This window comes from Corynebacterium sp. CTNIH16, assembly GCF_032821655.1.
Lineage (GTDB): Bacteria > Actinomycetota > Actinomycetes > Mycobacteriales > Mycobacteriaceae > Corynebacterium > Corynebacterium marquesiae.
Window position 1 is genome coordinate 75524 of sequence record NZ_JAVBIG010000001.1, and the last position, 11704, is coordinate 87227.

10 protein-coding genes are annotated in these 11704 nt (G+C 57.2%); 9 read left to right on the forward strand and 1 reads right to left on the reverse strand.

All coding sequences use genetic code 11. The annotated features are described in order from the left end of the window. The first annotated feature begins 2 nt into the window (after positions 1-2). The 8 genes from RAE04_RS00400 to galE all read left to right on the forward strand — a co-directional run bounded on the left by RAE04_RS00400 (position 3) and on the right by galE (position 9276). Entirely contained in the window at positions 3-1574 is a 1572-nt protein-coding gene (locus RAE04_RS00400) for a class I SAM-dependent methyltransferase (RefSeq protein WP_317026047.1), read from the forward strand. Positions 1575-1617: 43 nt separating this feature from the next. Beyond that, positions 1618-2061, forward strand: a complete 444-nt coding sequence (dtd, locus tag RAE04_RS00405; protein ID WP_317026048.1) for a D-aminoacyl-tRNA deacylase — start codon at positions 1618-1620, stop codon at positions 2059-2061. 358 nt (positions 2062-2419) lie between these two features. Then, complete coding sequence (locus RAE04_RS00410) at positions 2420-3835, forward strand: HAAAP family serine/threonine permease (protein ID WP_317026049.1); 1416 nt, start codon at positions 2420-2422, stop codon at positions 3833-3835. Between the two features lie 46 nt (positions 3836-3881). Next, positions 3882-5255: an L-serine ammonia-lyase gene (locus RAE04_RS00415; RefSeq protein ID WP_317026050.1), complete on the forward strand. Its 1374-nt coding sequence runs from the start codon at positions 3882-3884 to the stop codon at positions 5253-5255. Between the two features lie 144 nt (positions 5256-5399). After that, a complete protein-coding gene (locus RAE04_RS00420; protein WP_410493244.1) occupies positions 5400-6191 on the forward strand; it encodes a transcriptional regulator in 792 nt (263 codons plus the stop codon). Between the two features lie 182 nt (positions 6192-6373). Then, positions 6374-7387, forward strand: a complete 1014-nt coding sequence (locus RAE04_RS00425) for a sigma-70 family RNA polymerase sigma factor (RefSeq protein WP_005325073.1) — start codon at positions 6374-6376, stop codon at positions 7385-7387. A gap of 222 nt (positions 7388-7609) precedes the next feature. Continuing rightward, the gene (locus RAE04_RS00430; RefSeq protein WP_317026052.1) at positions 7610-8287 is read left to right on the forward strand and encodes a metal-dependent transcriptional regulator; all 678 of its coding nucleotides are present in this window, start codon (positions 7610-7612) and stop codon (positions 8285-8287) included. Positions 8288-8289: 2 nt separating this feature from the next. Then, positions 8290-9276, forward strand: coding sequence for a UDP-glucose 4-epimerase GalE (gene galE, locus RAE04_RS00435; RefSeq protein WP_317026053.1), 987 nt, complete (start codon positions 8290-8292; stop codon positions 9274-9276). A 13-nt stretch (positions 9277-9289) separates the two neighbouring features. Here the strand turns inward: galE and RAE04_RS00440 are convergent, their stop codons facing one another. Beyond that, entirely contained in the window at positions 9290-10375 is a 1086-nt protein-coding gene (locus RAE04_RS00440) for a DUF4192 domain-containing protein (RefSeq protein ID WP_317026054.1), read from the reverse strand. Between the two features lie 242 nt (positions 10376-10617). On the opposite strand from RAE04_RS00440, the gene RAE04_RS00445 reads away from it, so the two are divergent. Next, positions 10618-11682 carry a PAC2 family protein gene (locus RAE04_RS00445; RefSeq protein ID WP_317026055.1) on the forward strand — a complete coding sequence of 355 codons (1065 nt, stop codon included), beginning with the start codon at positions 10618-10620 and terminating at the stop codon, positions 11680-11682. Positions 11683-11704: the final 22 nt, after the last annotated feature.

Below are 11704 nucleotides of genomic sequence, written 5' to 3' on the forward strand. Positions count from 1 at the left end.
ACATGACGACCGCTTTTGGCCCCGACTTTGATGCCCCCGCGCTAGCCAAGCTGGCCGCAGAGCTTTCCGACGTCTTTACCGCCGCCGGTTTTACTACCGATGGCGTAGCCGGGCACCTAGGTCCGGAAGTTACCGAGGCCCTCTTCCGCGGCGAACCCGCACCAGTTGCGCTCGCCGCGCACAGCGAATCTCAATTGGACCTTTTGATCCGTTTCTTCCTCCTGCATCAACACCTGCCGGCCACGCTTTTGGGCGAGGCGGTAGGCGCGCGCCTGGCTACCCAGTTGCTGGATGCCAATGTTGCGGTTGCCGACGCCCATGGCAAGGCCTACATTGCCCTCGATATCCGCCCCCACACCATCGTTGGCGCCAACCGTCTCATCTTCTCCGACGTCGACGCCTCCTTGGTCGACCACGTACCTGGCCCAGACCATGTGCTTGGCGTTGGCGCGGCAAGCCTCTCCCTACTGCAATCCACACCAGTAAGCCCAGTGGGCAGCGTCTTAGATCTAGGCACTGGCTCGGGCGTCCAATTGCTGGGGCAGCTCGATTGCGCTGAAAAGATTACCGCCACCGACGTGCATGAGCGTGCGTTGAAGCTGGCCGAGGCTACCATTGCCGCTACTGGCGATAGCGAGAAAGTGGAATTGCTGCAAGGTTCGTGGTTCGACCCCGTAGCCGGCCGCCGCTTTGACCGCCTCGTAGCTAACCCACCTTTTGTCGTTGGTCTTCCCGAAGTTGGCCACGTCTACCGCGATTCCGGGTTAAACCTGGACGGTGCCAGCGAGCTAGTTGTCTCTCGGGCCGCCGACCACCTAACCCCTGGCGGAACGGCTCACCTTCTGGCCGCTTGGGTACACACCAGCGGCGAGACCTGGCAGCAACGCGTTGCTTCCTGGCTGCCGGACAAAGGAATTGCCGCCTGGATCATTCAGCGCGACGTAGCCGATCCCGCACTCTATGTGTCCACCTGGCTCGAAGACGAATCCCTGGATGTACGCTCCTCTGAAGGACAAGAACGCTCACGCGCCTGGCTGGAACATTTTCAGCAACATGAGGTCAATGGCATTGGCTTTGGATTTGTCGCTATCCAACGCATCGGCGACGATGAACCTGCCGATATCTTGGCCGAAGAAATGCCGCAGGCCTTTAGCGACCCACTTGGCCCTGAAGTAGAAGAATACTTTGCCCGCGTGGCGTGGTTGCGCGACCTAGTACCCGGCGAGCTACAGGGAAAGCACTTCCACGTGCGCCCGGGGCTGGCACGCGAAGATATCAGCACCCCAGATGGGGAATTGGGCCAGGGCTTTACACGGGCCGCTCTACGTCTTACTCGCACCGACGGTCCGCGCTGGAGCCACGAAGTAGATGAACATATCGCTGCCATAGTCGCCGGACTCAACCCACAAGGCTTGAACCTGGAAGAAACCATTGGCCTGTATGCGGCGGCGTACGGATTCGACGAAGCAGAACTTACTACTGCTGCCCTACCCGCCGTGATCGATATGGTCCGACATGGCCTGCTTATCCCAACTGATCTCCTCTTGGATACCGATTCGCCGGACCTCAGCTAGATCCACACTGTCCCCCCACTCGTTTTATAAGGAGAAGTAAACCATGCGCGCAGTTTTGACTCGGGTATCGGAGGCCACAGTGAGCGTCGATGGAGAAACCGTAGGGGCCATTGCTAGTCCCGAAACCGGTGGCCTTCTCGCTCTAATTGGGGTCTCGCGCGAGGATATGGATGATTGGCAGCCCCGCGCTGAGAAAATGGCACGCAAGATTGCAGAACTGCGCATTCTTGATGGCGAAGTGTCAGTCATTGATGCCGGAGCGCCCGTGCTTGTGGTGAGCCAATTTACTTTGTACGGCAGCACCGCCAAAGGACGACGCCCTTCGTGGGCGGATGCCGCTCCAGGACCCGAGGCCGAACCGGTCATCGCGGCGATTATTGCGAACCTCAGGGAACGCGGCGTGTCAGTAGAAACAGGCCAATTCGGGGCTAAAATGCGCGTTTCCTCTGTGAACGAAGGACCTTTCACCGTCTTGGTAGAGACCTAGCCCGCACCCTCAATTTCCGCCCCACGAGATCTGAAAATCGTGTTAAGCAGGCCCTTTTACAAACGATTCCGTGACCCAAACCACTTTTCTGGATTTTGCGTAGAGCAAGCCATAAAGCGCTGGGGAATGCAAATTCTCAGAGAGTGATAAATGCCCTACTCGCAGTGCAATAATTTATTATCATTCTGCAAGATTTTGTTCTATACTGAAGGCACAGCGAAGCAAAAGGGCTGGACACGCAGGATACGAGATAGATTCTCAAAATCCTACAAACGCAAAATTGATTGAGAAAATTTTTCTCAATCATGGTTGCAGAAGCCCAAACGCTTCGGCCGACCAACTAGATGTAGGAAAGAAAATGTCCCACTCAATCACGCGGCGCAACAAAGCCCAACACCCAGAAAACCAGGCTGAGATGCCTGAGGATCTCAAGGCCTCCAAGGCAGCTCCCTCCTCCAAGGAATCCGCACCAGCCCCTGGCATTGACACCCCGTTCGATGGCCAGAAGGGTGCACCGAAGTGGAATAAGGAAGACACCGTATGGATGCTCTCCCTGTTCGGCACCGCAATCGGCGCTGGTGTCCTCTTCCTCCCCATTAACGCCGGCATTGGTGGCATCATCCCGCTTATCATCATGACGGTCTTAGCACTGCCTATGACCTACTGGGCTCACCGCGGAATGACCCGCTTGGTACTGTCCAGTTCCAAGCCAGACGGTGACCTCACGGACGTCGTGGAAGAGCACTTTGGCAAAAAGGCTGGTGTGCTCATGAACGTCCTGTACTTCCTGTCGGTCTACCCCATCCTGCTGGTCTACTCGGTCACCATCACCAACACGGTCAACTCCTTCCTGGAGCACCAGCTCGGAATTACTCCTCCGGACCGCTGGCTTACCTCCCTCCTGCTGGTAGGCGGCCTCATCCTAATCGTCCGCATGGGCAAGGACGTCGTAGTTCACGTCATGTCCTATTTGGTATACCCATTCATCGGCATCTTGGTTCTGCTTTCCCTCTACCTCATCCCGAAGTGGAATACCGCGCTCTTTGATTCCTTCGACCTCAACGTTGCTCGCGAGGCTTCTGGCCACAGCATGGGCGTTACCCTGATGCTGCTGGTTCCGGTTATGGTCTTCTCCTTCAACCACTCCCCGATGATTTCCTCCTTCGCCGTTGACCGCCGCCAGACCTACGGCAAGTTCGCTGAGGCCAAGTCCCGCAAGACCTTGCTCCGCGCAGAAATCCTCATGGTCGTCGTGGTTATGTTCTTCGTCTTCTCCTGCGCTCTGAGCCTCTCCCCGGCTGACATGGCGGAAGCTAAGGCACAAAACATCACCATCCTGTCCTACTTGGCCAACCACTTCGATAACCCACTTATCCAGTGGATTGCCCCAGTCATCGCCATGATTGCAGTTGCTAAGTCCTTCCTCGGCCACTACCTCGGCGCAGCCGAAGGCTTCGAAGGTCTCGTCGTCAAGGGCAGCAAGAACGCAAGCAAGGACGACGCAGAGTCCGCCCACAAGCTCGATACCATCACCCTCATCTTCATGCTGGTCACCGCTTGGCTCGTCGCTTGGGCTGACCCATCCATCCTGGGCATGATTGAAACCCTGTGTGGCCCGACGATTGCCATCATGCTCTTCATCATCCCAATGGTCGCCATCCACAAGGTCCCAGCGCTGAAGCGCTACAAGGGCAAGGCTTCCAACTACTTCGTCTTCTTCATGGGCCTCGTCGCCCTAGCAACCATCATCTACTCCATCGTCCAGGCTTTCTAAGCACCGCCGCAGACGAGAAAATCGCAGAGGATTCAAGGAAAGAACAATGTTCATCAGCATCTTCGATATGTTCAAGATTGGCATCGGCCCCTCAAGCTCACACACCCTTGGCCCAATGAAAGCCGGCAAAGCTTTCGTGGACGAGCTCAAGGAAAAGGATCTCTTAGACAAGGTCACTCGAGTTCAGGCAAATGTCTACGGCTCCCTCTCCCTCACGGGTATCGGCCACTCCACCGACAAGGCCATCCTCCTCGGCCTCGCTGGTGAAGAGCCAGAGACGGTTGATATCGACGGCATCTCCGAATTCATGAAGAATGTCCGCAGCAGCGAGAAGCTCATGCTGGGCGGCTCCCACGAGGTGGAATTCCCCAAGGACGGCGGCTTCTTCTTCCACGACGAGTACCTGCCAATGCACGAAAACGGAATGTGTCTTATCGCCTTCGCCGGCGAAGAAGACATCCTGCACAAGACCTACTACTCAGTCGGCGGCGGTTTCATTGTCAAGCAGGAAGACTTTGCCAAGCGCACGGACGTCAAGGTTGATATCCCCTTCCCGTACGCCAGCGCCGCAGAAATGCTCGAGCTGTGCGAGAAGAACAACATGACCCTCCCGGAGCTAGGCCTTGCCAACGAGTTGGCACTTCGTTCCGAAGAAGAGGTCAATGAGCACCTGCGCAAGGTTCGCGATGTCATGTACACCGGCATCAAGCGCGGCTCCGCTACCGACGGCCCGCTCCCAGGCTCCCTCCTTGTCCCCCGCCGCGCCGCTGCCCTCAGGCGCCGCCTGGAGCAGTCCGAACCGCACGATGGTCTGAACATCCTCAGCTGGGTCAATATGTTCGCACTGGCTATCTCTGAAGAGAATGCATCCTGCGGCCGCGTTGTCACCGCACCTACGAACGGCGCCTGCGGCGTTGTCCCGGCAGTACTGGCTTACTACGACAAGTTCGTTGAGCCCGTTACCACCGAGATGTTTGCTGATTACATCTTCGCCTGCAACCAGATTGCTTCCCTGTACAAGATGAACGCTTCCATCTCTGGCGCTGAGGTCGGCTGCCAGGGAGAGGTTGGTGTAGCGTGCTCCATGGCTGCTGGCGGTCTCGCCCAGCTCATGGGCGCTACCCCAGAGCAGGTTTGCATTGCAGCCGAGATTGGCATGGAGCACAAGCTGGGCCTGACCTGTGACCCAGTCCTTGGACAGGTTCAGGTACCCTGCATTGAGCGCAACGCTGTCGCTGCCGTTGACTCCATCACCAGCGCCCGCATGGCGCTGGAACGCGAGAGCAAGCCATGCGTTTCTTTGGACGAAGTCATCTGGACCATGTATAAGACTGGTAAGGATATGAACGCCAAGTACAGGGAAACCTCACAAGGTGGCCTGGCCCTAGCAGTTCACCCGCCAGTTCCGGTGTGTGGATAGAGACCACCCTGTAAAGAAGCGATGAGCCGGGTGAGCACAGCGCTAAGCCGCTTGTGTTCATCCGGCTTTCTTGGCGCTACTCCCCCTTCCGCCTATTCGCTTCCGTGTGATATCTTCTCTATAACCTGACAGGAATTAAAGGACATGCTTCAGCTAATGAATTTCCCTAGCGGCAGTGCCTCCGAAGAAAACTTCCTCGAGCAGTACATTCCCCTCGTCGAATTCCTCGGTAAGGCAATGGGCCCCAACACCGAAATCGTGCTGCACGATCTCGACGTTCCCGATAAATCCATCATGGCCATCGCCAACGGCCACATCTCTGGCCGGCAGCTAGGCGGCCCCGTGACCGATTTCGCTCTGTGGTTTATGAAACAAGGCGATGCCGCAGCAATCCCCATGATGACCGGCTACCGCGCCCTCAATGCGGAAGGCAAAATTTGCCGCTCTTCTAGTTATTTCATCCGAGACGACTCTGGCCATATGCGCGGCATGCTGTGCATCAATGTTGATGTCTCCGAGTTGGTACACATTCGCGATGCCGCCGCCGCACTTATCGGCAACGCCGATGATCCCGCATTTGATAAGTCGAAGGCCTTCGGCGGCTACCCCGGCACGGAAGAACAGCCGCAACGACCCGTCGCGGTACCAGACCCGGTTCCAGAAGACGAGGCTGCGGAAGAGGAGCCAGAGAAGGAAGAAGTCAGCGAGTCTTTGCGTTCCAACGTGGAGAACCTTCTAGATTCCATGTTGAATTCCGCAATTTCTAACCAGAGCACGCCAGTACCTCGCATGCAGCGCGAGGAGCGACTCGAAGTGGTCTCTGACCTTGAGGATGCAGGATTCTTCCTTCTTAAAGGCGGAATTGCCGCGGCAGCGACGCGCCTAGGCGTATCTGAACCGACTATCTACCGCTACCTCGTCCAGGTGCGCGGATAGTAGTTCCACATACCAAGCTATTCGCAGCTCGTAACCGTTCCCCGTGGTACCTCTCCCCCGAAAAGGTGGATTTGTACCACGGGGACCAACTGTTTTTAACAATTCTCTCTGCACCGGGAACTAAATCGCTAAAGACTCCGTTGTACTTTGTGAAACCGGCGACAAATTCAGGAGGCTTCACTATGACGAAGACATCTGCCACCACCGCCAAGGGCACTTCAAGTGCCACTACTGATGAAGAACAGGAAGTAGACCGCGGATCTCGCCGCAACCAAACCAACGATAATCCTTCTGCCGACCTCGTCCGCGTTTATCTCAACGGCATCGGCAAGACCGCACTGCTCAGCGCGGAAGATGAGGTAGAACTCGCTCAGGCCATCGAGGTTGGACTGTACGCGGAGTACAAGCTCAATAACGCAGAAAAGCTCACCCGTGCCGAAAAACGCGACCTAAAGATCCTCGCCCGCGAAGGCAAGAAGGCACGCTCCCACCTGCTCGAAGCCAACCTGCGCCTCGTTGTCTCGCTGGCCAAGCGCTACACCGGCCGCGGTATGCCACTGCTGGATCTCATCCAGGAGGGCAACCTAGGCCTTATCCGCGCAATGGAGAAGTTCGATTACGCCAAGGGATTCAAGTTCTCCACTTACGCCACTTGGTGGATCCGTCAGGCGATTACCCGCGGCATGGCTGACCAGTCCCGCACCATTCGCCTCCCAGTCCACTTGGTTGAGCAGGTTAACAAGCTTTCTCGTATTAAGCGCGAGATGTATCAATCATTGGGCCGCGAAGCTACCAACGAGGAGCTTTCGGAAGAATCCGGTATTGATGAGAACAAGATTGAAATGCTGCTGCGCCAGTCACGCGATCCGGTCTCTCTCGATATGCCGGTAGGTACCGATGAAGAAGCTCCTTTGGGCGACTTCATTGAAGATGCAGAAGCTACCGATGCTGAAACTGCGGTCGTCGCATCTATGCGCCATTCTGATATCCGCGGTGTGATTGACACCTTAGAGAAACGCGAGCAGGACGTCATCCGCCTGCGTTATGGCCTCGATGATGGTGTTCCGCGCACCTTGGATCAGATTGGTCGCCGCTTCGGCCTTTCACGCGAGCGTGTACGCCAGATTGAGCGCGAAGTCATGGCAAAGCTGCGCGATGGAAACCGCGCCGATCGCCTGCGCGAGTACGCTTTGTAATCCACGCCTACTGCATTCGGCAGCGCATCCTCTCCCCGGGCCCATTTGGCAACGTACCGCCATGGGCTCGGGGTTTGGCGTTGATAAGGCATCGGCTTGGTTCCTAGCGGCGAGCCAAGCCTTGGGTAGGCTAATCTGGACTGCAGAGTCTAGAAAGCGCTTTCCCGTTCTTGGGCGGGACTATAGCCGCGTAACGGTATTCACACAGAAAGGTATGCCCACGTGAGGGACCTAGTTGATACAACGGAGATGTATCTGCGGACCATCTACGAGCTAGAGGAAGAAGGCATTACTCCCCTACGCGCCCGCATTGCGGAGCGTTTGGAGCAGTCCGGGCCTACGGTCTCTCAGACTGTAGCTCGCATGGAGCGCGATGGCCTTTTGCACGTGCGCACCGACCGCAGTTTGGATCTCACGGACAAGGGCCGCGACCTAGCTACCGCAGTCATGCGCAAGCACCGGTTGGCAGAGCGTTTGCTTACCGACGTCCTGGGGCTCGACATTGCCAAGGTTCACGACGAGGCCTGCCGGTGGGAGCATGTGATGAGTGAAGAGGTGGAAAAGCGCATGGTTGCCGTTCTCGATGATCCGACGCGGTCGCCTTTTGGCAATCCTATTCCGGCGCTATCTGCACTTGGCTTCGATGTTACGCAGCCGGACCAGGGCACCCGCGCGGTCGATCTCCCCAATGGCGAGCAAATCTCCGCGACCGTCATCCAGGTCAATGAAATCCTGCAGGTTGATGATGGCACCTTCCAAGAACTCACCGATGCTGGAATCCGTGTGGGCGCCAAGGTGTCTGTAGTCAATAACAGCGGCACGATTACACTGTCGACACCGGAAGGTGGCAGCGTCGTGCTTTCCGACGATTTGGCGCACGCAGTGCGCGTGGAGGTATAGCCATGAAACTTCTCATCACCGGTGGCGCCGGCTACGTGGGCAGCGTCTGCGCCGCAGTATTAGTTGAGCAGGGCCATGACGTAACCATCATCGATAATTTCTCCACCGGCAACCGTGAGGCCGTTCCGGAAGCCGCCCGCCTCATCGAGGGCGACGTCGCGGACAAGGCTGCCGATGTCCTGGGCGAAGGTGGCTTCGAAGGCGTCATTCACTTCGCTGCACGCTCCTTGGTGGGCGAATCCGTGGAAAAACCAGATGAGTACTGGCAGCACAACGTAGTTACTACCCTGATGCTGCTTAATGCCATGCGCGATAACGACGTCAAAAACCTCGTCTTTTCCTCCACCGCTGCAACCTACGGTGAGCCTGACCAGGTCCCGATTACGGAAGACATGCCAACCCAGCCCACCAATCCGTATGGTGCGACCAAGCTGGCCATCGACTACATGATCACGTCCTTTGCCCACGCCTACGGCCTGGGCGCTACCTCGCTGCGCTATTTCAATGTAGCTGGCGCCTACGGAAATATTGGCGAGAACCGCGAGGTAGAAACCCACCTCATCCCCATCGTGTTGCAAGTTGCTTTGGGCCACCGGGATAAGATTTTCATGTTCGGTGATGACTGGGATACCACAGACGGCACCCCAGTGCGTGACTACATCCATATCTGCGATCTGGCCGACGCCCACGTGCTTGCCCTCGAGTCCAATGAATCTGGCGCCCACCGCATTTACAACTTGGGTTCTGGCGATGGGTACTCCGTCAAGCAGGTCATCGAAATGTGCCGCAAGGTCACCGGCCACGACATTCCGGCTGAGGTGGCCCCGCGCCGCGCAGGCGATCCAGCTACGCTCATCGCTTCCTCTGAGAAGATTCAGCGCGAGCTCGGGTGGAATCCCACCCGCACGGACCTGGAAACCATCGTCACCGACGCGTGGAACTTCACCCGACAGCTCGGCGATAAGGCACATTCGGCGAAGCGCTCCTAGAACGCCGAGCGTGTTAGGCGGGGCTGTCGACGCGAAGCCCCGCTGCCACGCGGGCTAGCTCGCAACCATGGCATAGGCTGGAGACCAACCGCTTTCCCATGCCGCTGCGATATCCCTGCGCTATGAGGCGCCCCAAATTGTGATGGGGCGCCTCTTCTACTACGACGGAAAGCGCCGGACCGGCATAAATTCCGAATTCGTGGGACACCTGGCTAGCAGCATACAAAGCTAGGGCGTTGTAGCGAATAGGCCCCTGGAATGTACGTGCTACCGCCAATAACAGGTCACCTGCTTCCTGCGGCGCGGAGACGAGCTCCGTAATGACTAGGTCGCGGGTCCAGGTGGTAGACATCCACATGGCTGCCACACACAACAATTCTTCATTTTCTAGGGTTTCCTCCAGCGATTCGACCTCGCTGAGCACATAGCGGGCATCGGCAATAAGGTGTTTGACCACCTGCACAGGATCTGTAGTGCCGTACCCGTGCCCGGCGCGCAATTGGCAGGCAATCTCTTCGGCGCATCGCTCCATGGCCCTAATCTCTTCTTCCCCAAAGTAGGGGTTCGGGTCCTTAAAGCGCTGGACCAAGTCATGACGGCTAAGTTCCGGAAGCATGCCATTATTCACGCAGGCGCGCATCGTGTGGCTCGTCGAGATGGCGGGTATGGTTCCTTCCATCCAGTTCTGCAGCGGGCCCTCGCCGCTTTCTGTTGCGTGGCCAAAGATGAGGTCATAGGCGGTATTGGTGGAGAGTTCTTCGGACAGCCAGCAGGCATCGATACCCATACCTGTCCGGTCTTGGAAATGGTAAAGAGACTGCAGAATGTCCCAGAGCTCGCCTTCCTCGCGCTGGGAGAGCACGAAACAGAAAATGATTTCGGGATTTCCGCAGTGAAACGCATCCATCACTTCGTGAAGGGCACCAGGCACATCGTGCAGATCGAGGCGGGCTACTGGTCCGATGCTGTATCCGCGTGGGCTGGGCTGGATGGAGATGAGGACGACTGATTCAGTGGGAAAAAATCCGAGAATTCCTGGAATATTGGCGAGGATATCGCCGGGCGTACGGATGGGCTGAGTTGGTGTTGTGATGTCCATAGCCCCAGCTTCAACCACGCGCGCAACTATGCATAGGCCACCAAGGGCTAGGTAAGGGGGATCTGTGGATAGGTGGGGTAAAGGGGGCGTCGGCAAGCGGCTTTCCACACCCCGCCCCGGATTGCGCTGGCAATGCGCAGCGGTTTGGGGCACAATTGTTTATTTAACCTCGCAGTGCGCGCGGGAATAGTACGCACGCACGCGGCGTTGGCGTAGGTGAGAAAGCAAGGAGGTAACACAACATGCACGAAGAAGATCGCCGCATGTATGAGCTGGAATATCCGGCTCCGGTGATTAGGGATGATTCCGGTGACGGACAAGGCCCCACCATGATTGTTGCCATGCACGGCTATGCTGACGCTGGCCAGGCCATTGAGGCAAGTGCTGACCACCTGAAGGCCGCTTTGGAAGGCCGTCAGCTGGCATCGTTTAACTCTGATGAGCTGATTGATTACCGCTCGCGCCGCCCAGCCATCACGATTGATAAGGATCGGGCGCTGGAAATCGAGCCTATGGATCTTGGTATTAAGGTCCTGCGCGATAATTCCGGCAAGACCTTCCTACTGCTGTCTGGGCCTGAGCCAGACATGCGCTGGGAGGCGTTTACCACCGCCGTGGTGAAGCTGGTGGAAAAGTTCAATATTGAAGACACCATCATGCTTTATGCCGCGCCGATGCCGGTGCCGCACACCCGCCCTACGGTGGTTACGGCCCATGGCACCTCCTCCCGCTTGACCGAGCACATGCTCTCGATGGATTCCACCATGATGGTGCCAGGCTCCGCCGCGCTGTATCTGGAAAAGGCTCTGGCGGATAAGCACCGCACGGTAGCTGGATATACCGTCCACGTGCCGCATTACTTGGCCGCTTCGCCTTATCCGCAGGCCACGTTCCAGTTGCTGGATGCGGTGGCCCGGGCGGCGCGCCTCAATATTCCTTTGGGCAGCATTGAGGCCGACATTTCTCGCGTGGAAAACCAACTGGAGGAACAAGTTGGTGGCTCGGATGAGATTGAAGACGTAGTCCAACAACTCGAGCAGCAGTATGACGCTTATATGGAGCGCTACCGCAAGGAGCATCCGCAGGCGATCATGCCTGGCGAGGAGCCCATGCCTACCGGTGAGGAAATCAGCGAGGAATTCCAGGCATTCTTGGCTTCCTTGGATGAAGAAGAAAGCCAGCAGATTATCAATACCGAGATCGATGACCGCGAAGATTCCGCCGAGGAGGAAGGCCCGCAGTCCGATGATGGGAAGGATGGCCCTGATTCTGCTTCAGGCGAGGGCGACTTAGGTGACGATATCTAACTAACCCGCCCCCATCGCCGCT

Excerpts from the sequence above, each read along its gene's own strand:
- RAE04_RS00400 (WP_317026047.1), top strand. The coding sequence starts at position 3 with ATGACGACCGCTTTTGGCCCCGACTTTGATGCCCCCGCGCTAGCCAAG.
- dtd (WP_317026048.1), top strand. The coding sequence starts at position 1,618 with ATGCGCGCAGTTTTGACTCGGGTATCGGAGGCCACAGTGAGCGTCGAT.
- RAE04_RS00410 (WP_317026049.1), top strand. The coding sequence starts at position 2,420 with ATGTCCCACTCAATCACGCGGCGCAACAAAGCCCAACACCCAGAAAAC.
- RAE04_RS00415 (WP_317026050.1), top strand. The coding sequence starts at position 3,882 with ATGTTCATCAGCATCTTCGATATGTTCAAGATTGGCATCGGCCCCTCA.
- RAE04_RS00420 (WP_410493244.1), top strand. The coding sequence starts at position 5,400 with ATGCTTCAGCTAATGAATTTCCCTAGCGGCAGTGCCTCCGAAGAAAAC.
- RAE04_RS00425 (WP_005325073.1), top strand. The coding sequence starts at position 6,374 with ATGACGAAGACATCTGCCACCACCGCCAAGGGCACTTCAAGTGCCACT.
- galE (WP_317026053.1), top strand. The coding sequence starts at position 8,290 with ATGAAACTTCTCATCACCGGTGGCGCCGGCTACGTGGGCAGCGTCTGC.
- RAE04_RS00440 (WP_317026054.1), bottom strand. The coding sequence starts at position 10,375 with ATGGACATCACAACACCAACTCAGCCCATCCGTACGCCCGGCGATATC.
- RAE04_RS00445 (WP_317026055.1), top strand. The coding sequence starts at position 10,618 with ATGCACGAAGAAGATCGCCGCATGTATGAGCTGGAATATCCGGCTCCG.